This window comes from Paenibacillus sp. SEL3 (genome assembly GCF_054602585.1).
Map to the genome: position 1 here is coordinate 5,709,121 of NZ_CM137725.1, position 24,599 is coordinate 5,733,719.

6 protein-coding genes (1 of these 6 running past the window's edge) are annotated in these 24,599 nt (G+C 49.5%); 5 read left to right on the forward strand and 1 reads right to left on the reverse strand.

Annotated elements, in window-relative coordinates; all coding sequences use genetic code 11:
* From ACYCS5_RS26260 to ACYCS5_RS26275, 4 genes are all read left to right on the forward strand, one after another.
* On the forward strand, nucleotides 1-6,455 hold the final stretch of the coding sequence (locus ACYCS5_RS26260; RefSeq protein WP_459760339.1) for a non-ribosomal peptide synthase/polyketide synthase. Its footprint begins 35,863 nt before the window's first position; only the last 6,455 of its 42,318 coding nucleotides appear in the window; the start codon falls outside the window, past its left edge; it ends in the stop codon at nucleotides 6,453-6,455.
* 164 nt (nucleotides 6,456-6,619) lie between these two features.
* Nucleotides 6,620-17,839 (forward strand): amino acid adenylation domain-containing protein, encoded by an 11,220-nt coding sequence (locus ACYCS5_RS26265; RefSeq protein WP_459760340.1) that lies wholly within the window; start codon nucleotides 6,620-6,622, stop codon nucleotides 17,837-17,839.
* A 266-nt stretch (nucleotides 17,840-18,105) separates the two neighbouring features.
* Complete coding sequence (locus tag ACYCS5_RS26270) at nucleotides 18,106-20,007, forward strand: serine hydrolase domain-containing protein (RefSeq protein ID WP_459760341.1); 1,902 nt, start codon at nucleotides 18,106-18,108, stop codon at nucleotides 20,005-20,007.
* 99 nt (nucleotides 20,008-20,106) lie between these two features.
* On the forward strand, nucleotides 20,107-23,142 hold the full coding sequence (locus ACYCS5_RS26275) for an endonuclease (protein ID WP_459760342.1): 3,036 nt from the start codon (nucleotides 20,107-20,109) through the stop codon (nucleotides 23,140-23,142).
* Nucleotides 23,143-23,383: 241 nt separating this feature from the next.
* Here the strand turns inward: ACYCS5_RS26275 and ACYCS5_RS26280 are convergent, their stop codons facing one another.
* Nucleotides 23,384-23,737: a hypothetical protein gene (locus tag ACYCS5_RS26280; protein WP_459760343.1), complete on the reverse strand. Its 354-nt coding sequence runs from the start codon at nucleotides 23,735-23,737 to the stop codon at nucleotides 23,384-23,386.
* Between the two features lie 365 nt (nucleotides 23,738-24,102).
* Between ACYCS5_RS26280 and greA the strand changes: the two genes are divergently transcribed.
* Nucleotides 24,103-24,582: a transcription elongation factor GreA gene (greA, locus tag ACYCS5_RS26285; protein ID WP_013310174.1), complete on the forward strand. Its 480-nt coding sequence runs from the start codon at nucleotides 24,103-24,105 to the stop codon at nucleotides 24,580-24,582.
* Nucleotides 24,583-24,599 lie beyond the last annotated feature (17 nt).

Here is a 24,599-nt window from a genome sequence, read left to right on the forward strand (position 1 = left end):
TGGATATGGTAAGTGAGCAGGAGCGTGAGCAAATTCTCACCGTATGGGGCAATACAGCTGCTGAGTATCCAAGCGAGCAAACGATTCATGGCTTGTTCGAGACACAAACGGCGCAGACACCGGAACAGCCAGCGTTGTTCTTTGAAGGAGAGCAGCTGACCTATCGCGAGCTGAATGAACGTGCGAATCGTCTGGCGCGCACCTTGCGTAGTCAAGGCGTGACGAAGGATCGTTTGGTGGGTCTGATGACCGAGCGGTCGGTGGATATGATCGTGGGCATCTTCGGGATTTTAAAAGCCGGGGGCGCATATGTGCCCATCGATCCGACCTATCCAGAGGAGCGTATCCGCTACATGCTGGACGACTCGGGTGCGAAGCTGTTGTTAACGCAAAACCATCTGGTTGATAAAGTGGCTTTCGACGGTAGCGTGCTGGTGCTGAATGGGGCACAGGGTGTGTATCACGAGGATGGTTCCAATCTGGAGCCGTTGTCTGGTCCGAACGATCTGGCCTATGTCATTTATACGTCAGGTACGACGGGGCAGCCGAAGGGTGTTATGTTGGAGCATCGCGGTCTATGCAATCTGAAAACGTATTTTGATCAGACGCTCAAGATCCGCACGTCGGATCATACGTTGCTGTTTGCTAGCTATTCGTTTGATGCGGCTTGCTGGGAAATCTTCCAGGCGCTGTTCTGCGGAGCCACGTTGTATGTACCAACGTCAGAGACGATTTTGGACTATGAGAGATTCGAACATTATATGACAGAACATCAGATTACGGTGGCGACGTTACCACCGACCTATGCGGTGTATCTGGAGCCGGAGCGGATGCCATACCTGCGTGTTCTGTTCACTGCGGGTTCAGCATCCTCAACAGAATTGGTATACAAGTGGAAGGATCAGGTGGCGTACTACAACGGCTACGGTCCAACCGAAAACTCGGTGGCGACGTCCGTCTGGCCGGTATCCGAGGACGAGAGAGCAGGACAACTCATTTCCATCGGACGCCCTATACCGAATCATCGGGTGTACATGGTGGATGTGCATGGACATTTGGCTCCGGTAGGCGTAGCGGGTGAACTGTGCGTGTCCGGTCCGGGTCTGGCCCGTGGTTATCTGGATCGCCCAGAGCTGACGGCTGAGAAATTTATACCAAATCCGTTTGCAGCTGGTGAAGCCGGCTACGAACGAATGTACCGTACGGGTGACTTGGCCAGATGGATGCCAGACGGCAACATTGAATATTTGGGCCGGATCGACCATCAGGTGAAAATCCGGGGTTACCGGATCGAGCTGGGCGAAGTCGAGGCACAAATTTTGAAAGTGGAGGATGTACAAGAGGTCATCGTACTGGCCCAGGCGGACGAACAGGGGCAAAACCAATTGGTGGCGTACTATGTTGCTGAAAGGGAAGTGAGCGCTGGTGAGCTGCGCAGCTTACTGGGCGAGGAGCTTCCAAACTACATGGTGCCTTCGTATTTGGTACAGCTGGAGCAGATGCCGTTGACACCGAACGGTAAAATCGACCGCAAGGCACTGCCAACACCGGAAGGCAACCTGCAAAGCGGAGCTGATTATGTCGCACCGCGGACGTGGGTAGAAGTGAAGCTGGCGCAAATTTGGCAGGATGTGCTGGGTCTGGCGCAGGTCGGTGTGAAGGAAAACTTCTTCGAGATTGGCGGACACTCGCTGCGGGCGACGACGCTGGCCTCGAAAATTCACAAGGAGCTGAACAAGCCGCTTCCACTGCGCAGTATTTTTGAAGCGCCAACGATTGAACAACTGGCAACGGTCATGGAAGGTCTGGATCAAGTGGCGTATGCGTCCATTCCGGTAACGGAAGAACGCAGCTTCTACCCGCTTTCCTCGGCGCAAAAACGACTGTTTGTGCTGCATCAGTTCGACCCGAATGATGTGAACTACAACATGCCGTCAGTGCTGCAAGTGAGTGGTCCGCTGGACGTGAAGCGAGTGGAGGACGTGTTCCGTCAACTGGTCGCCCGCCATGCGACCTTGCGCACTCGCTTTGAGCTGGTGGACGGTGAGCCGATGCAGTGGATCGAGGATACTGTACCATTTGTGGTGGAATATACGAAGGTACAGGCCGAAGATAGGACTGCGCATACAGACATGGCCGCAGATATGGTAGTCAGCCCAGAAACGCAGGCATTGGTACGCCGCTTTGTCCGTCCGTTCGATCTGCAAGCTGCTCCGCTGCTGCGGGTAGGCTTGGTAGATTTGGGCGTACAAGGAACCGAGCAGGAATCGCAGCATTTACTCATGCTCGATATGCACCACATCGTCTCGGATGGCGTGTCCATGGGAGTACTGACCGATGAATTTGTCCGCTTATACGACGGTGAAGAGCTTTCGCCATTGCGGATACAATACAAGGATTATGCGGTATGGCAGCAAAGCGAAGCCCATCAAGAGTGGATGCAACGTCAGGAAGCGTACTGGCTGGGCACCTTCCGGGGTGAACTGCCTGTATTGGATCTACCGACAGACTTTGCCCGTCCGTCGGTACGAAGTACGGCAGGCGATACGGTGGTGTTCGGGCTGGAGCGCGAAGCTAGCGAACGCCTGAAGGAACTGGCGGCGTACACAGGCTCTACGCTGTATATGGTGCTGCTGGCGGCGTACACCGCGCTCTTACACCAATACAGCGGGCAAGAAGATATTGTAGTCGGCACACCGATTGCCGGACGACCACATGCCGATCTGGAGCCGATGATCGGGATGTTCGTCGGTACGTTGGCATTGCGAAACTATCCGACAGCGGAACATACCTTCCGCAGTTACGTGGAAGAAGTGAAAGTTTGTGCACTGCAAGCCTATGAACATCAGGACTACCCATTTGAGGAGCTGGTGGAAAAGCTGAATGTGAAGCGGGATATGAGCCGCCATCCGCTGTTCGATACGATGTTTACCCTGCAAACCACTGAGGAAGGCGAACTGCAACTGGCAGATCTGAGCTTCCGTCCATACGGCTTGGAACAAACGCCAGCGAAGTTTGATTTGACGCTGGAAGCCAGAGAGGACGAGGCAGGTATCCAGCTCGGATTGCAGTATGCAACTGCGTTGTACGAGCGCGAAACGGTAGAACGGATGACGCGTCACTTTGTTCGCTTGGTCGAAGCCGTGGCGGTGAACCCGGATGCGAAGCTGGGTGAGCTGGAGTTGATTACAACAGAAGAAACCGAGCAGATTCTGAAGGTATTCAATGATCCGAATGCGCATAGCGTGCTTGGAGCATTACAAGGCCGTTCGCTCAGCGAACGCTTTGAAGAGCAAGCTGAGCGCAACCCTGAGCGGATAGCCGTTGTGTCTGGGGCCACCGCGCTGACCTACACTGAGCTGAATGAGCGTGCGAACCAATTGGCTCGTGTGTTACGAGCGGAAGGGGTCGAAGCAGATCAACCGGTTGGCGTATTGCTGGAACGTTCTGCGGATATTCTGGTGAGCATTCTGGGGGTACTGAAGGCCGGAGGCGCGTATGTGCCGATGGATACGATGTATCCACAGGAGCGCATCGACTACATGCTCCAAGACAGTGGGGCCAAGGTCGTGATTACAAGCAGAGTTGCCCATCTGTCACTCAGCTTGCCATCCACAGTTCGAGCTGTAGTCTTGGATGACGAGGACATTCAAGCTCAATTGGGAGCACAGGATGCGAGCAACCTGATCCCTATCGCCGGCCCGCATAACCTGGCCTATATGATTTACACGTCAGGCACCACCGGTCAGCCGAAAGGGGTCATGATCGAGCAGGGCAGTGTTAGCAATCTGGTAGATGCTTTATGGAAACGAGTATACAGCCGTTACGAACAGCCGCTTCATGTCGCATGGCTGTCAGCATTTGTATTTGATGCTTCGGTGAAGCAAATCTTTGCCAGCTTGCTGTTAGGCCACACTCTGCATGTGGTGTCCCGTGACGTCAGTCTGAGCGGAGAGCATTTGATCGCCTACTACCGCACGCACCGGATTGATCTGTCGGACGGCACACCTGCGCATCTGCATATTTTGAACGAAAGCGTCAGTGTGACGGAAGCGCCGGAAGTGAAGCATTACCTGATCGGTGGCGAAGCATTATCCGTGCAGCTGGTACAAGTGTTCCTGCACAAGTGGTCCGGGTATCGTCCGGTGATTACGAACGTGTACGGTCCGACCGAAACGACGGTAGATGCGACCGCTTATACGATTGAAGATGTGGAGTCCCTGAACGCACTACTGGAAAAAGGGGAGCATACGGTATCTATCGGAACGCCGATCGCGAACCAGTCTGTGTACATCCTGAACAGCCAGCAACAGCTGGTGCCGATCGGTATCGCAGGTGAACTCTATATCGGGGGTGCAGGTGTGGGACGAGGATACCTGAACCTGCCGGAGCTGACGGCAGAGAAGTTCGTCCTGAATCCGTTCGCTGATGCGGCAGCAACCGATCCAGCGGACAGCACTCACGCAAACCGGATGTACCGCACGGGCGACTTGGCACGGTGGATGCCAGACGGCAGTATTGAGTATTTGGGCCGGATCGACCATCAGGTGAAAATCCGGGGTTACCGGATCGAGCTGGGTGAGGTGGAAGCGCAGCTGCTGACCGTGGATGGCATTCAGAAAGCCGTGGTCACAGCATGGGAAAACGAAGACGGACATAAGGACCTGTGTGCCTACATCATAGCTTCAGCGTCCCTGAGTTTGCCGGAGCTACGGAATGCGCTGCAGCCGAAGCTGCCCGATTACATGATCCCGACGTATGTGGTACAACTGGATCGTTTCCCGCTGACACCGAACGGGAAAATCGACCGCAAGGCGCTGCCGGCGCCGGAAGCACGCCTCGAAGGAGGCCTGGAGTACGTTGCACCGCGGACGCCGCTGGAAGCCAAGCTAGCCCAAATCTGGCAGGATGTTTTGAAGCTGTCCAGCGTAGGAGTCACCGACTCATTCTTTGACGTGGGTGGGCACTCCCTGCGGGCAACGACGCTGGTGGCCAAAATCCATCAGGAACTGGACAGCCGGATTACGCTGCGTGAGGTGTTCCAACACTTTACGATTGAGCAGCAAGCCCAGCTCATCGCAACGCACGGCACAGACACCTATACGGTGATTCCTGCGGCGGCGAAACAGGCATACTACCCGGTTTCCTCGGCTCAAAAAAGACTGTACATTTTGAGCCATCTGGAAGGTGGGGATCTCAGCTACAATATGCCGGGTGTACTAACCGTGGAGGGACCGCTTCAGGCCGATCGGCTGGAGGATGCGTTCCGTCAGTTAATAGCTCGTCATGAAACGCTGCGGACTTCCTTTGAAATGCTGGAAGGCGAGGTCGTACAGCGGGTGTACGATCAAGTGGAGTTTGCAGTAGAGCACCTGCAAGCCAGGGAGTCCGAAGCCGATGCCTATATCGAGTCCTTTGTACGCAGCTTTGACCTTCGCCAGGCACCACTGCTGCGTGTCCGTCTTATTCAAACCGGACCAGAGCGCCATCTCCTGATGTACGACATGCACCATATTATTTCAGACGGTGTATCGTCGAACAATATCGTGCAGGAGTTGGTACAACTGTACGAAGGACAGGCATTGGAGCCGCTGCAAATTCAGTACAAAGACTACGCCGTGTGGCAGCAGCAGGAGATGCAGCGTGAATCATACCAACGCCGGGAACACTTCTGGCTGGAGCATTTAGCTGGAGAGTTGCCGGTACTGAATTTGCCAATTGCTTATCCTAGACCTGCTGTTCGCAGCTTCGAAGGTGCGATGTATGAATTTACAGTGGACGCGAATGTATCCGAGCAACTGCACCGAATTGCGACACAAACCGGAAGTACACTGTACATGGTGCTGTTGAGCGCCTACACCGTTCTGCTGTCCAAATACAGCGGTCAGGACGATTTGATCATCGGTACGCCAGTAGCAGGCCGCTTGTTGCCTGAGCTGGAGCCACTGATCGGAATGTTCGTCAATACGCTAGCCATCCGGCATCAGCCGAAGGGCAACCAAACGTTCCACAGCTACTTGCAGGAAGCCAGAGATCGTACGCTGCAAGCCTTTGAGCATCAGGATTATCCACTGGAAGAGTTGGTGGAAAAGCTGGATGTAGCACGGGATGCAAGCCGTAACCCGTTGTTTGACACCATGTTTGTACTGCAAAATACAGAGTCGCAGGAAACGAAGCTAGAAACGCTGTCCTTCAGTCCATATGTTCAGGAGCACAGCATCTCCAAATTCGATTTGACCTTGTCTATGAGTGATGAAGACGGGGAAATCAAGGGTTCGTTTGAATATTGCACGAAGCTGTTTGGGGCCGACGCTATTGAGAGATTAACCAGAGATTTGATAGCGATCCTGTCCCAGATTGGAATCGATCCAGATTTGCTGTTAGGCGATATCCAGGTGAACTCGGACGAGCGGCCGGAAGGCTTCTCACCGGATTCCATCGACTTTGTTTTTTAAATCCGTTTTCTAAAATGCAATGAGTTCACTTTGCGTGTGCAGAGGGCGGCGGCTTGTCCGACTGCCCTTGCCTGCAAAGTATTCTTTTTCTGACACAACGCTCATGTACGTAACAAAGCACCATCCAACCGGGGAACAGGCCCCGAGAAGCAGGAGGGATGTCATTGAAAGCCTTATTTGAGAAGGAAAAAAATTACTGGAGTCATAAACTGGAATCTGAGGATCATACCATCTGCCTACCATACACTAACCATGTGTCCAGAAGTACAACTGTAACGAGTTTAAATTCCCATACGTACACGCTCACATTTCCAACTGAAATTTCCCAAAGAATATCATCTATAACAGGTGGCGCTCCATGGGCCGTGTTTATGGTCCTGCTTGCTGGAGTAGAGAGCTTATTGCATAAATACACAGGTGAGGAACGTGTGCTGCTGGGCATTCCGGTAGCCAAGTCTAGCAACGGTGCTACAAAGCCGATCAACCATCTACTTTTATTGAAAAATACGCTGGATTCCAGCACAACCTTCAAAGCCTTGCTGTCTCAAATCAAAACCTCTGTCGGCGAAGCTATTGAACATCAAAACATTCCTTTTTGGAACTATTCTGAATTACTTGACATTCAACGTGATGAGGATGGAAAGCCTCTTATTCACACCACAGTATCCTTGCGAAATATTCATATTTCTGATTTTTTGGATCACGTACAATCTGAACTGGATTTCCAGTTTCAATGGGAACATGAAGCGGTTTCCCTAAACGTAAAGTATAGTAGCGACCGTTATAGCGAGACGACGATTGAGCACTTTGTTGAGCAGCTTCTGCGGCTGTACACTATTGTTTTGCAGCAGCCAGAGTTGGCGATTTCCACAGCACAAGTGCTGTCAGAGCAAGAAATAGAGCAGCTGCTCCATACCTTCAACGATACAAATGTGGATTATCCACGTCATGCGTCTATTCATGAATTGTTCGAGAAACAGGCGAAGCAGACACCACAGCAGGTGGCGGTAGTGTATGGGCAAGATAGCCTAACCTATGCAGAATTGAATGAAAAGGCCAACCGACTGGCTCATTCTTTACGTAAGCAGGGAATCCGCACCGAGCAGACGGTCGGCATTGTAGCTGAACGCTCGATTGAGATGATTGTCGGTATGCTCGGAATTCTCAAAGCAGGTGGAGCGTATGTACCCATTGATTCTGATTACCCGGATGAGCGTGTACGCTATTTGCTGAAGGATTCCGGTGCGGACATACTGCTCGTGCAGCGAATGGAACATCGGCCCACTGATTTTAAGGGAATGGTGCTTGACCTTAGCGATGCCGCAATTTATGGAACGGATGATGCTGATCGTTACGATCCCATTTTGTCGAATGAGCACGGGACGAATACTGATTCGGGATACGTGGACTGCCTAGATCCGTTCTACTCCATTTCCGCCAGTCCCGAACTTGCTTCTACGACAACCATACAACCAGAAATCATGCAACCAAAAGCTACGCAATCAGAACAAGCAGAACCAGAACAAATACAGCAGACTTATGCAGCTAAAGAACAACCACAGGCGAGCGCAGCTGGTCGCTTGGCCTATATTATGTACACCTCAGGGACTACAGGCCAGCCCAAAGGGGTTATGGTGGAGCACCGTAATGTCGTGCGTTTGGTGACAAACACAAACTATGCACGCTTGAATGCCGACACACGCATTTTGCAGACCGGGTCTGTTGTCTTTGACGCGTCCACCTTCGAAGTTTGGGGGGCGCTATTGAACGGTGGACAGCTGGTGCTGGTGAGTCAGGATGTTATTTTGGACGCGCCCAAGCTCAAGGAAGTTGTCCGCAATCACGGCATTACCACGATGTGGCTGACCGCACCACTCTTTAATCAGCTATCCCAGCAGGACTTGGAACTATTTGAGGGGATGCGGGAGCTATTGGTCGGTGGTGATGTGCTGTCCGTACCGCATATTAATCGGGTATTGGAGGCCCATCCGAATCTACATATTATTAACGGCTACGGTCCGACGGAAAATACGACTTTTTCTACCACACAAGCCATTACTGGCGTTCAATCGGGATCTGTGCCCATTGGTAGCCCGATCTATAACTCGACGGCATATGTCGTGGACGGTTCGATGCAGCTCCAGCCTGTTGGAGCGTGGGGGGAACTGATTGTCGGCGGTGACGGGGTGGCTCGCGGATACCGCAACCGCCCAGAACTGACGACCGAAAAGTTCATTGACAGCCCGTTCCGTGGTGGCGAACGCTGCTATCGAACAGGGGACCTGGTGCGTTGGAATGCGGACGGGACGCTGGAATATAAGGGACGGATCGACGCGCAGGTAAAAATCCGGGGCTACCGGATCGAGCTGGGCGAGGTGGAAGCACAGCTGTTGAAGCTGGAGGCAGTCCGAGAAGCTGTTGTAATTGCACATGAAGATGAACAGGGGCAAAAGCTGCTCTGCGCATATGTGGTCACCCATGCGGAAGTAGCGACAAGTGAGCTGCGTAGCGCTTTGAGTCAGGAGCTGCCGGGCTACATGGTACCGTCGTATTTTGTACAGCTAGAGCAATTGCCACTGACGCCCAACGGCAAGGTGGATCGCCGAGCGTTGCCACAGCCAGAGGGAGGTGTAGGCTCAGGCGCAGAATATGTACCTCCTCAAAATCAATTACAAGCACAACTGGCTAGCATCTGGAAAGATGTGCTTGAGCTTGAGCGCATTGGCATTAAGGATAACTTTTTTGAGGCAGGAGGACATTCCCTGCGGGCGACACATGTCATATCACTCATCTATAAAGAATTGCATAGAAATGTGCAGCTAAAGGATCTGTTCCAGCATCCGACCATTGAACAGCTGGCGCAAGTTATTGAAGCACTGGAGCAAACCACTTATGAATCCATCCCTGTTACGGAGAATAAGCCATTTTATGCGGTCTCTTCGGCTCAAAAACGGATGTATATCCTCAATCAGCTTGATGGAGCGGGAATTAGCTATAACATACCTGGTGTCCTGACTCTGACCGGTTCACTTAATCACAAGGCACTGGATAGCGCGTTCCGTCAGCTTATTGACCGTCATGAAACATTGCGCACAAGTTTTGAGACCATGAACGGTGAACCTGTCCAGCGAGTACATGACGAGGTTCCTTTTTGCATGGAATTGACTAATGCTCACGGAGCTACCCCAAAGGAAACGGATGAGCTGGTACGTAACTTTGTCCAACCATTCGATCTGGGGCAGGCTCCGTTATTCCGAGTTGGTTTGGTTGAAACAGACCCAGAGCATCATATTTTGCTCATGGATATGCATCATATCATTTCGGACGGCACCTCTATAAATGTACTAATTCAGGACTTCATTCATTTATATGCAGGCGACACGCTGCCCTCGTTACGCATTCAGTATAAAGACTACGCCGCTTGGCAACAGAAGCAGCAGCAAAGTGAACGCTACCGGGAACAGGAAAACTACTGGCTCAATACCTTCGCAGGAGAGCTACCAGTGCTTGATCTACCGACTGATTATCCACGGCCAGCGGTGAGAAGCTTTGAAGGAGATGTGCTGGAATTTACGCTTGACCAACGACAAAGCGCAGGCTTAAAAAGCATTGCGGTGCAGACGGAATCGACATTATATATGGTGCTGTTGGCAGCCTATTCGGCTTTGCTTAGCCACTATAGCGGGCAGGAGGATATTATTGTCGGTTCGCCAATTGCAGGGCGGCCCCATGCGGATCTTGGCAGTCTGATCGGGATGTTCGTGAATACACTGGCAATCCGTAATTATCCAGAAGGCGGGAAAACGTTCCGCGATTATGTGTTGGAGGTCAAGGAAAACGCGTTAAAGGCTTTTGAACATCAGGATTATCCGTTTGAAGAGCTAGTGGAGAAGCTGGGCGTGGATCGAGATTTAAGCCGTAATCCGTTATTTGATACCATGTTTGCACTACAAAACATAGAGCAAAAAGAGCAGCAGCTGGCGGGGCTGCAATTGGCATCTTATCCAAGTGAGCAAACGACGGCCAAATTTGATTTGAGTCTGTTCGCAGTGGAGGATGGAGAACAAATTTCCTGTGCTCTTCAATACGGAACTCGGCTGTACAAACGAGAAACCATTGAACGACTGACTGAACATTTGCAGCAGCTTATCAATGCGGTTACTCAACAGCCGGATATAGCTCTTTCGGCTATAGAAATGGTTTCGGCCCAAGAAAAAGAGCTGCTTGTGCAGAGATTCAATGATACGGTAGCAGACTATCCGTATCCACGAGATCAAGCACTGCATGTGCTGTTCGAGGAACAGGTAGCACAATCACCTGATCGGCTGGCCATCACCTTTGCGGACATGCAGCTTACCTACCGTGAGCTGAATGAACGTGCCGACCGTCTGGCACGCATTCTCGCTTCCCATGGGATACGGCGCGGGTCCGAGCCAGAGACACAGCGAGTAGCAATTATGGCTGAACGCTCCATTGAAATGGTCGTCGGTATGCTGGCGATTTTGAAGGTCGGAGGGGCTTACGTTCCCATTGATCCTGATTATCCTGAAGAGCGTATCCGTTATTTACTGGAGGATTCCGGTGCGGGGCTGTTACTGTTACAACGACGTGAGCAGATGCCTTTTGAACCAGGCATTCCGGTCATCGATTTGAGTGATGAACAACGATGGAGTACCAAATCTGAATTTGACGCTCATACGGATGGAACACTTCCGATTACAACAGGGGGATCTTCCTCGGATCTTGCGTATGTGATCTACACCTCTGGTACGACAGGCAAGCCGAAGGGCGTGATGATTGAGCACCGTAATGTCGTGCGCCTAGTGAAAAACAAAAGCTATGCCACGCTTGATGAAAATACACGTATGCTGCAATTGGGCGCAGTTGTGTTCGATGCCTCCACATTTGAAATCTGGGGAACGCTGCTGAACGGGGGACAACTGTATGTGGTAAGTCATGACACTATTCTGGATGCCTCCAAGCTCAAACAGGCAATTGACAAGTATCGTGTTAACACGATGTTCATGACCACGGCTTTATTCAATCAATATTCGCAGCAAGAAATCGGAGTGTTTGCGTCCTTGAAGGAGTTGCTCGTGGGTGGTGATGTGTTGTCTGTACCGCACGTCAATCGTGTGTTGAAGGAGTACTCGCAGCTTCGCCTAGCCAATATTTATGGGCCGACTGAGAACACCACCTTTTCCACCATCTATGACATTACAGAACCGCAAACCCAGGCTATTCCCATTGGACGTCCAATTGATCACTCGACCGCTTATGTGGTCAATCGTTCGTTGAAGCTGCAACCTATCGGGGCCTGGGGGGAACTGATCGTCGGTGGTGATGGTGTTGGGCGTGGATATCTGAATCGGCCCGAGCTTACGGCGGAAAAATTTATTGAAAGTCCATTCCGGTCTGGAGAATATTGCTATCGTACAGGGGACTTAGTGCGTTGGCGTGCTGATGGTGTACTGGAGTACAAGGGAAGAATGGATGAACAGGTCAAAATTCGCGGCTACCGCATTGAACTGGGTGAAATTGAAACCCGTTTGTCCACGATTCCAGGTGTGAAGGAATCAGTTGTTACCGTGCGGCAGGACGATCACGGACAAAAACAGCTATGTGCCTATTTTGTAACAGATAGCGAACTGAGCGCCAGCGACTTACGTAACATTTTGTCGCAGGATCTGCCTGGCTATATGGTGCCGTCCTACTTTGTGCAGCTCTCCAGACTGCCTTTGACGCTGAATGGCAAAGTAGACCGCAGGGCACTGCCCGCACCTGAGCACAATCTCGATACAGGTATGGACTATGTGGCACCCGAGACGGATGTCCAACAGGCACTGGCTACAGCTTGGGGAGCCATTCTTGGTATCCCGAAAGTCGGAATACAGGATAACTTTTTCCATTTGGGTGGTGACTCCATCAAGGCCATTCAAGTATCGTCCCGCTTATTTCAGGCTGGATACAAGCTGGAAATGAAGGACTTGTTCAAATACCCGACAATTGCAGGACTAAGCACATATATTCAGCCTGTTAACCGAATAGCCGAGCAGGGCGAGGTTACAGGAAATGTAGTGCTTACACCGATTCAGCGCTGGTTTTTTGAACAGCCAACGGGAGAACCACACTATTTTAACCAATCTGTCATGCTCTATCGTCAGGAAGGCTATGACGAACAGGCACTACGGCGGGCGCTCCATCAGATTACATCGCACCATGATGCACTGCGTATGGTTTTTAGTTTGTCGGAGAACGGATGTACAGCATGGAACCGCAGTGTAGAGGAAGGCGAACCGTACCATCTAGAGTGCTTTGATTATAATGACAGCGATGTAAACCAGCAAGATTTGGCGAAGATAATTGAAGCGAAGTGCAATGAAATTCAATCTGGTATTTCTCTAAGTGAAGGTCCGCTGATGAGACTGGGGCTGTTCCGTTGCCCGGATGGAGATCATCTGCTGGTCGTGATTCATCATTTGGCGGTGGACGGGGTATCTTGGCGCATTTTATTCGAGGATTTGGCGACTGCCTATGATCAAGCTTCCAAGGGTGAACAGGTGATTCAGCTGCCTCATAAAACAGATTCGTTCCAAACATGGGCCGAGCAGCTGCACGCTTATGCCAACAGCCCAGCTATGGAACGTGAGCAAGCGTATTGGGGGAAACTTGCACAAGCGGAACGGACTCCTTTGCCGCAGGATTACGGGTATAATGAGCACGAAAAGCCATTGATTGGCGATAGTGAATCGGTTACTGCTTTGTGGACACACGCAGAGACAGAGCAGCTGCTCAAACAGGCCAATCGTGCCTACCGTACAGAAATTAATGACCTGTTGCTAACGGCGGTAGGAATGGCATTGCAAGCATGGAGTGGAAATGATCGGTTCCTGATTAATCTGGAGGGACATGGACGTGAAGCCATTTTACCAGAGGTGGACATTACCCGGACGATAGGGTGGTTTACAAGCCAATATCCTGTTTTGCTCGATATGCCTGAAGAACTGGCACTTTCGCAACGGATTAAGCGGGTGAAGGAAGGACTGCGCGGCATCCCGCAAAAAGGGATTGGCTACGGTGTACTGAAATACTTAGCCGATCATCAGACACAGGCACCGGAGGCATCTCCAGCCCTATTTACGACAGACCCCGAAATCAGCTTTAACTATTTGGGACAGTTCGATCAGGATATGAAAGGGAACGACTTGCAATCATCCTCATATGAGGGTGGGATGCCGCTGAGCCCGACCATGGCTCGAACGTATACGCTGGATTTTGGTGGCATCATTTCGGGAGGTCAACTGGGTCTGACGATTAGCTATAGCCGTACCAGCTATAGACCGGAGACGATCGAGCGATTGGCGAAATTACTGGAATCGAGCCTGCGCGAAATTTTGGTGCATTGCATCCATAAAGAACACCCGGAGCTTACCCCAAGTGATATTTCCTATAAAGGAATGAGTGTGGAGGGCTTGGACAGCCTCTTATCTGAAATGGGTGCTGCAGGTGAGATCGACAATGTATATGCACTGACCCCGATGCAGAAAGGGATGCTGTTTCACAGCCAGCTAGATAGTCAAGCAGCCGCGAATGACGCGTATTTTGAGCAGGTTTCTTATGATATGCGAGGTCAGATGGACATTCGGGCTTTTGCAGAAAGCCTGAATATTCTGGTTCGGCGACATGAGGCGCTGCGTACACATTTTTATTTTGGCAGAGATACGGAACCGTTGCAGGTGGTGTATCGAAATCAGGATTGCGGCTTTCAATATGAAGATTTACACCATCTGGAGAAGGATGAAATAGATACCCGGGTGAAAAATTTCAAGCTACAAGATAAAGCACGAGGCTTTGATCTGCGTAGGGATGTTCTGCTGCGTGTAGCGATTTTACGTACCGGAGAAGACAGCTATCATTTTGTATGGAGCTTCCATCATATCGTCATGGACGGCTGGTGTCTGTCCCTTATAAATAAAGAAGTGTTTGAAAGCTATGCAGCACTTCAGGAGGGCAGAGTACCAGAGCTAGCACCCGCAGTGCCGTACAGCCGCTTTATTGGATGGCTCGAAGCACAGGATCGCAAGGCGGCAACCGACTACTGGAGCAGCTATTTATCCGGATATGAGCAGCAAACAGCATTACCAGCTGTAAAATCCGGTCGCAAGAGTGGAGGCAACACGGCTAGTGATTGGGTGACGGTTTTGGAACGTGAGTTGACCCTCCGGGTGGAGGAGACGGCTAAGCGATATCAAGTGACCATGAATACGTTATTACAAACCGTCTGGGGGATTGTGCTGCAAAAATATAACAACCACAGTGACGTCGTATTTGGCAGTGTCGTCTCAGGCCGTCCATCGGATATTATCGGGGTAGAGGATATTATCGGCTTGTTCATTAATACCATTCCTGTTCGCATCCTTAGTGAGGCAGGGGAATCTTTTGCAGAAGTTATGAAGAAAACGCAGGAGCAGGCTCTGGCTTCTCATGCGTATGATACGTATCCACTGTTTGAGATTCAGGCATTGACCGATCAGAAACAGGATTTAATTAACCATATTATGGTATTTGAAAATTATCCGGTAGATGAGCAGGTCGAAGAACTGGGAAGTGACGGGCAGGAACTATTCCCGATTTCCAACGTGGTGGCTGCAGAGCAGACTAACTATGATCTGAGCTTAGTCGTTATGCCAGGAGAATGCATCAAGATTCGTTTTATGTATAATGCGTTAAGTTATGATCAAACAGGCATTAAGCGTCTGCATGGACATTTTGTGAATCTGTTGGAGCAAGTTTTGCTTAACCCGAATGTTTGCATAGAAGAGCTGGAACTGGTTACAGCGGCGGAAAAACAACAAATTACAGGAGAGTTTAATAACACTGCCTCTGCATATCCAAGCAATCACACGATCCAAAAATTGTTTGAGGAGCAGGCAGAGCGTACGCCGGATCATATTGCCGTCGCTTTGGGTCATCAATCATTGACCTACCGGGAGCTCAATGAGACAGCCAACCGATTAGCGCATACGCTGTGTGATGCAGGGGTGAAACCCGATGAACCTGTTGGCATTTTGACGGAGCGCTCGCTGGATATGATTACGGGAACACTCGCTATTTTGAAGGCTGGTGGCGCGTATGTGCCGGTAGATCCACAATATCCGGAGGACCGTATCCGTTATATGCTGGAGGACTCGGGAGCCAAACTGCTGCTGGCTCAACAAGATTTGCTGGATCGTTGCTATTTTGACGGACAGATTGTTAATCTGAATGAGGATACGTCCTACAGTGCAGATGCTTCCAATCTGGGTATAGATGGAGCGGGTAATCATGCTGCTTATGTTATTTATACCTCAGGCTCAACAGGTAAGCCTAAGGGTGTCGTTGTTGAGCATCAAAGTGTCGTGCGCCTTGTCCGCAATACCGATTATGTGCCATTTGATGAATCGACTCGAATGCTGCAGACTTGCGCGTTTGTATTTGATGTATCTACGTTTGAAATTTGGGGCGCGCTGCTGAACGGCGGTCAGCTTGTTCTTGTGCATAAGGATGATCTATTGGACGCGGCCAAGCTTAAAGAGACGATACGGGATCATAGCATCACCATGATGTGGCTGACCACACCGTTATTTAATCAGCTTTCACAGCAGGATAGTAAACTTTTCGGCGATGTGAAGTATTTGCTGGTTGGTGGTGATGTTTTGTCTGCACCCCATATTAACCGGGTTCTGCGTGATAATCCGGACATGAACATCATTAACGGCTATGGACCAACGGAAAATACAACCTTTTCGACGACGTATCACATTACGGAAGAACAGCTGGATTCTGTGCCGATCGGACGTCCCATCTGCAATTCGACGGCGTATGTTGTGGATTCGTCATTTAACCTGCAACCGGTCGGAGCCTGGGGTGAGCTGGTTGTCGGCGGAGACGGAGTTGCACGTGGTTATTTAAATCGTTCTGAGCTGACGGCTGAGAGATTTCTTGCTAACCCGTGGGTGGACGGAGATCGCCTGTACTGTACAGGAGATCTTGTTCGCTGGCGTGAAGACGGCATATTGGAATACGCCGGACGGATTGATCAACAGGTTAAAATTCGCGGTTACCGGATTGAGCTGGGCGAAGTGGAGGCGCGGCTGGCAAGTGTACCGTCCGTGCGGGATAGCGTCGTTATCGCTTTGCGGGATGGAACGGGTCAACAGCAATTATGTGCTTACTTCACTGCCGATGAACAGCTGACCGTCCGTGAGATTCGAGCTGCGATGTCGGCCAGTCTGCCGAGCTATATGATTCCATCCGCATTTGTACAACTGGATCGGCTTCCGCTGACGACAAACGGCAAAATCGATCGCAAAGCTTTACCTGTGCCGGACAAAGGGCTGCACACGGGTATAGAATATGTCGCCCCGCGAACCGATGTGGAGCAGTTGCTGGCATCCATTTGGCAGGAAGTGCTTGAAATTCCACAAGTGGGTATCCATGATGACTTTTTCACGTTGGGTGGACATTCCTTGAAAGTACTGGAGCTTATACGCAAAGTTCACCTTGCCACAGACATTGAGCTCCCCATCCGAAGTGTTATGGACTTCCCGACTATAGAAGAGCAGGCGCTCACATTATTGAAAGCGGATCTGGAATACAAGGCCGATAGTCCAATCATACGGTTGAATGAACACGGTCCGATCTCCATCTTCTGCTTTCCTCCTATGCTTGGATACGGGCTGTCGTTCGCGGAGCTGGCCAAACAATTGGATCAGGACGCAGTCGTGTATGGATTGGAGTTCGTGGATGATGCTGCGGATGAGCAGGCCATGCTGGCACGTTACGTTGATTTGATCGTCAGCACGCAAGCGCAAGGTCCGTATGTGCTGCTTGGTTATTCCATAGGTGGTAATCTGGCGCATAAGGTTGCTGACACACTGGAACGTCAAGGTCATACCGTATCCGATATTTTTATGCTCGATTCGGTCAAAAGGGCGGAAGCCCTGCCCTTCACAGCTGAAGAAACAGAGCATGAAATTCATGACATGCTGGAACAGGTTCCCGACTCCTACCGTGAGCTGTTGAATGAAACGTACCAACGTAAAATGATCGCTTACGCGGTGTATGGCAATCAGCTTGTGAATACAGAGAGCGTTCAGGCGAATATTCACGGCTTTGTCGCCGTTGGATCGGAAACGGTGAGGGGTACAGGAGATAATCGACTTTTATGGAAAGACGCTACACAAGGTAGCTATGAAGAGCATAGCTTGATTGGTAATCATTATGAACTACTGGAACCCGGATTTATCGAGAAAAATGTAAAAAGTATCCGTGCCGCAATACAAAAGATAACTCGGAACACGGACAAAGACATGACACAAGATTTAGCACATCATAAATCTTGAAAATCTACGGTTGATGATTTTAAGAACTGAATCACTAATTTTTTAATCTGTAACACATGAATCCTGATCGACAGGTAAGATGCCTTCTGCTTACACGACTCGATCAGGATTCGCTTTATTATGTGCACTCCCGCGATGGGAAGTGCGATGATTCCATAGCGCCATGCTGATGGCTTCCATACGGAGTATAAATATCTGCTCGCTATGCAATCACCGCACGGTTCAAATCATTAAATCAACTTCATACGTAAGGATGGTACTTCAATATGAAGAATAAAGGCATTTGCTACCTATCCGCATTTTTAGCAGCGTTGTTTCTCTGGAACCTGCTCATTGCTCCGGCATGGGCAATAGACAGCATAACACCTAATTCATTGGAAAAAAAAGTGGACGATATCATGGTTACAAAATTGGAAAAATTGCATATTCCGGGGGCTGCGGTCGTCGTGACTCAGGGAAACCAAATTCTTTTTAGTAAAGGCTACGGATATGCAGATCTGGAGCGGAAAATGGCATTCGATCCAGCAAAGACCATTGTTCGTGTCGGCTCTCTAACCAAATCATTTAGTGCAAGCGCCACGATGCAGCTGGTTGAGCAAAACAAGCTTGATTTGAATGAAGACGTGAATAACTATCTCCACAGCTATAAAGCTACGCAATACCAGAATCAGCCTTTCAATTTGCATCAGCTTTTGACACATACCTCAGGATTGGATGAAGCGCTGTACGACATTAACAGCTCGACTCGGGCAGGCGTTTTACCCACAGAACAGTATCTCAGCACGTATTTTCAAAATCAGCCACCTATCCGCAAACCTGGAATTCAGTATGAATACAGTAATGTCGCCTTCGGTCTGATCGGTAATATCGTGGAGCAAGTAAGCGGTCAGGGACTGAATGATTACCTTCGTACACATCTGTTCCAGCCGATGAATATGCCCAGCGCGACACTGGAATTGCCGTTAAATCATCCTGCACAGGCCCAGTCGTATCAGTGGAAGGATGGAGCGTATTTGAAACAGCCTTTGTCGTATATCAATCTACCCGGAGCAGGAGCGTTGAACGTCACACCCAACGAGTTTTCCCATTACCTGATCACTCATTTAAACCAAGGCAAGTATGAGGGCAAAGTGGTGCTCCAGCCACATACGGTAAAAGTGATGCATGCGCAGCAATTTGCAGTCGATGCACGCCTGGATGGCGTGGGCTACGGATTTTTTCGTGGTCATTTGGAGACAGGAGTACCTATGCTGTGGGCTACCGGGGAAATTGATGATTTTATTTCCGAAATGGTACTGATTCCGTCACAAAAGATCGGTATTTTTGTGATCATTAATTCAGCTGACACGGACACTCTGCTTCATGGAAAAGTCATCGATGCGATAGCCCAAATGCTGCCCGCAAATCCGCAGGCTGCTTCTCAGTCACTGGCTCGTTCTACCACGCAAGTGAAGCTTTCGCCAGAGATTGAGGGCGTATATCAGGTGGATTCTAATCCTGTTCATGGGTGGGGAAAATGGATTCGGATACTGGGAAACATTACATACACCGTGCGAATTCAAGATGATCATACGTTAATTGTTAAAGGAAAATACCCAAATGAGAATGAAGCAACAGACAAAGTTTTTCAAGCAGCAGGCGATGGATTGTTTGTGGAAAAGGGGGGCCAGCTTAAAATTTTGCTGTATCAGGAAAACGGTACGTGGATGATGGTTGCCCCGGATAGTAAAACCATGAAGCAAACGACACTTTGGCACCGCACCTGGACTCTACTTGTCAGCTATGCAGCCGCCTCCTTATTTTTCATCACAACCTTGCTGATTTGGATCGTAAGATATGTGATCAAAGCTATCCGTAAAACGAATAATCACATTTCGTCCAACCTTGCATTCATTGCGTCACTAAACACGATTTTTCTCGGAGTGCAGGTCGTCTATGGTAACAATCAGATCGTGTATGGCTATTCCGCGTGGTATATCTGGGGAATTTGCACACTGCCACTCATTTCAGCACTCATTGCCGTGTGGGTATTGATCGTGAATGGCGCAAAGCTGATTACAGGGGAAAGAAGAACCCGGGCTGCCGGGAAAATCCTATTTGCGGTGCTCACATTGCTGCATACAGTGTATCTCTTTTATTGGAATTTCCTTCCTATCCATTATTCCTAAAGATTTACAAAACAATGCATATTCGAACATAAATGAATGCTAAAATTTGTATCTGATGCCCCCCAGAAGGGCTTTAAACCAACAAACAGGAGGGAAAGAATGGGAATCTTTCGTCGTTTTACATCCCGTAGCTTCAAATATGCAACTGCTATGGTTTTCACTTTATCGTTGTATGCTGGTGTTGCGGGCAGCATGCAACCGGTACGGGCAGAAGGTCCGGCGGACCCAGCCCCCTTCATTGCAGCGAAAGTGGTCAATGAGAACGCTGGTAAAAAAGTGCTGTTTGATAATACTCATGGACAGACAGCTGGCGCAGCAGATTGGGTGATTGATGGTGGATTTTCAGACTTCGGCCAAGCCCTCGCGAGCAATGGCTATGATGTACACGAGCTTCGCCAATCTACGCCCATTACTTACAATGATCTAAAGAATTATGATGTATTTGTTACAGCAGAGCCGAATATTCCTTTTAAACAGAGCGAACAGGCTGCAATGGAGCAGTATGTAAAAGCAGGCAATAGTATTTTTTTCATTGGAGATCATTATAACGCGGACCGCAACAAGAATCGCTGGGACGGATCGGAGAGCATTAATGGCTATCGTCGTGGTGCATGGGAAGACCCTGCGAAGGGAATGAGTGCGGAAGAAAAAAGCTCGGCAGCAATGCAGGGCGTAGTCAGCTCAGATTGGCTGGGCAGCCAGTTTGGTGTGCGCTTTCGCTACAATGCATTAGGCGATATCACGGCCAATCAGATTGTCGAGCCAGCGCAGGCGTTCGGCATTACAGCTGGAGTGAGCAATGTGGCAATGCATGCAGGATCAACACTCGCGATTATCGACCCAGCGAAAGCCAAGGGGATCATATATCTTCCTAAAACCAATCAGGCTTGGGGCAACGCGGTAGATCAGGGCGTGTATAACGGAGGCGGCATTCCGGAAGGACCTTATGCAGCTGTATCGAAAGTAGGACTAGGCAAAGCTGCTTTCATTGGGGACTCGTCTCCTGTCGAAGATGCAACTCCAAAATATTTGCGCGAAGAGACAGGAACCAAGAAGACAACGTATGACGGCTTTAAGGAGCAGGATGACGCCGAGTTACTGGTCAATATCGTAGACTGGTTGTCCAAGAAGGAGGAGTATACCAGCCTGACGGAAGTGAAAAGCTTACAGCTGGACCAGCCGACGGCATTACTGCCTTTTGAAGAGCCACAGGCTTCCACGGAACCACAAGCCGAGCCTTGGTCCGCTCCCGCAGCTGGCTACAAATGGTGGGATCAGCGAACGTTCAAAGCGGGGTCCTATGGCGGATCTACAGCCAGTGCGCAACCAGTGTACAGCATCGTTCGTCAAGAGCAGCTGCCCAATGCACAGCCATTTCAAATTCGGGTTACTGCCGACCAACTGGCTCCCAATAGTACGATTAGCGGATTCAGCACAGGTATTTATGTAGCGGGCGGCAATCAAGTAGCCCAGATTCAAAATCCGGATGGAAGCTGGCCAACCTCTTACGGCTATAGCGGAACATTTAGCCTGGAGTCCAACGGCAAAGGGCATGCCTATAAGGACTTGACGGTGCGGATCAAGCCGGGAACCAGTGGTTCAGCTAATCTTAGACTGAGGCAAAACGGCAGCAATCTGCTGACTCAATCCGTTGTGTTGGCTGATGTCCCGGCCCAGCCGTTGCCTGAGGAAGGCAATACGGTTCCAGCTCGTATCAGTGTCGCAGAAGCACGGAGTCTCCCGGCTGGCAAAGTCGTGACCTTAGAAGGTGTTGTGACGACGGAACCAGGTGCATTCGGTGGTCAAGCCTTTTACATGCAGGATGAAAGTGGCGGTATTTATGTATATCAGAACCAAAGCGGCTTTCACCAAGGGGATCGAGTAAAGCTTACAGCAAGCTTGGCACTGTTTAATAGTGAGCTAGAGTTAACCGATCCAGTGGCAATTGAAAAAACGGGAGAAGGACAACTTCCGGAAGCTGTACAAGTCACCCAACTCAGTGATGCGAACCAAGGACAGTTGGTTGAGCTTCCTACGGCAATGATTCGTAATGTGATAGACGCGACTCCCGTAGGTTCGTTTGAATTTGATGCAGTATCAGGTGAAGTAAGTCACCATGTGCGTGTCGATGCACGTACAGGCTTAACACGGACAACTTTTCCATATCAAGAAGGACAGCACGTGAAGCTAAAAGGAATTTCGGCGATTTTCAAAGGGAATTATCAGTTGAAACCGCGTGGACTGGATGATTTTTCAGCTCAGGCAGGTGCAGAGTTGCAAGAAGTAGAGCTTTCACTGGATCAAACGACCCTCAACGTTGGGGATACGGCAGTGACACATCTCAAGGGTACGCTGACTGATGGCAGCGAAGCAGATTTAAACCGCGCTTCTGTTCAGTATGTCAGCAGTCATGAATCCGTTTCGCTGGATACGTATGGAGAACTTAAGGCCCTAAAAGAGGGGAGCGCGGAGATTACAGCCAGTGTTACCTTGGATGGTAAAACGGTCGTATCCAATCCTGTAACTGTTAGAGTCGAAAAGACTGCTGTAGGTGAAGTGCCGGGTAAACCTGTGCTGTCGCATGATAACGGACAGGACACCGGGCTGAAGGATGGCAATTACAATATTACCATGAATCTGTGGTGGGCTACGAATGGTGATGAACTCAAGTTGTATGAAAATGACAAGCTGATTGGCACCCAATCGTTGCAAGCCGCTTCCCCTGGAGCACAGCATGCAGTCATTCCTGTTACAGGTAAGACCAACGGTACCTACACGTATACTGTAGAATTGATTAACGCTTCTGGTAAAACGACCAGCGACCCATTAACTGTCGAAGTGACCGATGCTTCCCCTGGCATTCCAGTGCTGTCTCATGACAATTGGGACGGTGACGGCACCTATACCCTTACAATGAACATGTGGTGGGGTACGAATGCGACAAAATACAACTTATATGAAAATGGAGAACTGATCGACGCCCAGGATATTCCAAGCCAAAGCCCGCAGGCCCAAAGTGCAGTCACCAGCATCCAAAATCAAAAGCCGGGTACATATGAGTACCGGGCCGAGTTAGTCAATGCTTCAGGAGAAGTTTCTAGTCAAACGATAAGTGTAGAAGTAAAGGGCCATTAAGTAGAAATGATGGGCCGTTAAAAAGTAAGAGCATCTATTGACCTCGTGAGAGTCTATAGATGCTTTTTTATTTTTTACGAAGCGGGAATTATCATTTTAGGATTGGGTTGGCGAAGCGGAAAGTCCCTCTATATCTGAGGAGCCATAGAAGAACATGGCAACTAGAATCACAATAATGACAACCTCTGCAAAATATTCTCCATCAAACTCACTCACCACATAAGTCTCCTTTCGCCACTTGTTAATTATTTATTTTCTGTGAAAAGGCTTGTATTACCTGGTCCAGTGTCATATTGCCGTTATCATTTAAAAATTTCACCATATTATCGACATTGGATGGAGTGGATGCTAGTGTCTTGTATTTTCCTGTGAGTCCTAAAAACAATGTTGCTTGTCTGTATAAAGTCACGGAATCGACGTTTAGTTTTCCTGTTAGTAGGAGGGCTGCCACGAGGACCTCCACATTTTTCCCTTGAAGCGCGGAAAAGATAGCCGAATTACTGTTTAATCCATTTTTCTTTTGACCGTTGGGGGGAGATTTGGATTTGTGATTCCCGTTCCCATTGCCATTACCATTCTTTCCTAAGGAAGCCATTGAATCTTCCTCCCGCCATATACTGCTCCTGTCTGGTTTCCTGAAATTTGGGACAAGGGCAGCGGCACTGCATGTGCTCATCAATATACGTTATGATCATACGATATGCGAATAAGAGAGCATTGGTTACTATAAGAATCACGTTGGCTGAGGTTAGTTGGCTACTATTATCCAGTAATTTATTTCGCATGTTGGTCCGATTTAGAGTAAACTACAATAAAGCAAGCCAAATGAGCATTTGCATACATCCCAAGAGCGTTTCCAATCAGCAATGATTAGACCGAAACGGTTTAGTTCGTTTATTGTATTTTTGAGCGTTGAATTGGAATTAAGCAAAATGCTGAAATAGGAGTTGTAGATAAAATATGTCGAATGAAGAAGTATTGTTAACTAAAGAGGGATTGGCCAAGCTGGAGGATGAACTTAAGGAACTGAAGACCGTAAAACGCAAGGAGCTAGCCGAACGCCTTAAGTTGGCTATCAGCTACGGTGATTTGAAAGAAAATAGTGAGTATCACTCAGCCAAGGACGATCAAGCGTTTATGGAAACCCGCATTCTCATATTGGAGAAGATGCTGACCAAAGCCCGGGTCGTGGACGAGAGTAATTTAGACCTTAGAACCGTTAGTATCGGATCGACTGTCATTCTGAATGACATCGAATTTTCGGAGAAGATGGAATACAAAATTGTAAGTCCTGCTGAGGCGGATGTTCTTGATAACAAAATTTCCTATGAGAGTCCTTTAGGCAAGGCACTTTTGGGAAAAGAAGTGGGCAGTATCATTCATGTGGATGCACCCATGGCTGTAATTAAATATGAGCTGCTTGAAATTAAGCTCACATAGTTCATTCCCGATTCCCT

What these genes read in the sequence shown, in the direction of transcription:
- ACYCS5_RS26270 (WP_459760341.1), top strand. Translation starts at nt 18,106, where the DNA reads ATGAAGAATAAAGGCATTTGCTACCTATCCGCATTTTTAGCAGCGTTG.
- ACYCS5_RS26275 (WP_459760342.1), top strand. Translation starts at nt 20,107, where the DNA reads ATGGGAATCTTTCGTCGTTTTACATCCCGTAGCTTCAAATATGCAACT.
- ACYCS5_RS26280 (WP_459760343.1), bottom strand. Translation starts at nt 23,737, where the DNA reads ATGGCTTCCTTAGGAAAGAATGGTAATGGCAATGGGAACGGGAATCAC.
- greA (WP_013310174.1), top strand. Translation starts at nt 24,103, where the DNA reads ATGTCGAATGAAGAAGTATTGTTAACTAAAGAGGGATTGGCCAAGCTG.